General features: G+C 66.8%; 1 protein-coding gene. It reads right to left on the bottom strand.

What is annotated here, in order from left to right; translation table 11 throughout:
- The coding region (locus A5788_RS11590) for a DUF222 domain-containing protein (RefSeq protein ID WP_156525505.1) at window positions 1–602 on the bottom strand (602 nt) is incomplete at both ends.

The raw sequence follows: 602 nt of genomic DNA, 5'->3' as shown, positions 1-602 counted from the left end.
GTGAGGCGTTGGTCGATCAACACACCCGAGGCGGCGGGCACGGTGCCGGTCAGTCGGGATTGGCCGGGAGTCCACCGATCGGGGCGGACCTGGACGTTGCGGTCGGCGTCGATGCGGGCACGACGGCGCTTGACGGCGTCGGCATCGACCTGGGCGACAACAGAATCGACGAGCGCAGCAAAACGGGTCGTCGACAAATGATCGCGTGCCGAGAGTGCTGCGGTGAGGCGGGCGTCGACCTCGTCGATGGTGTCCGGTCCGCACAGGCTGGTGCGGGCGACAGCGATGTGGAACCGCTGCAGATCGATGCGCCCGCAGGCCAGGAGTGAGGAGGTGTAGGGGAGTCGGTAGCGCAGGGCGTGGGCGTCGATGATCAGTTCGCGTGCCCGACCCGGCGGTAGCGACAACACGGCGCCGACGTCGGCGATGGTGCGTTCCAAACCATTTGGGCCGTACTGTGCGCGGGGGTCGTCGCCAGCTTGTCCGCGAGCAGCGAACTCGCGCAACTGTTCTGGTGAGTCGGCGCGGCCGTCGGTGAGTTCGCCGATCTCGACGCCGTAGTCTTCTTCGTGTTCCTCGTGGATGAGACTGATCGCCGTCAA

Source organism: Gordonia sp. 852002-50816_SCH5313054-c (assembly GCF_001665925.1).
Lineage (GTDB): Bacteria > Actinomycetota > Actinomycetes > Mycobacteriales > Mycobacteriaceae > Gordonia > Gordonia jacobaea.
This window is presented reverse-complemented; position numbering and strand designations above follow the sequence as displayed.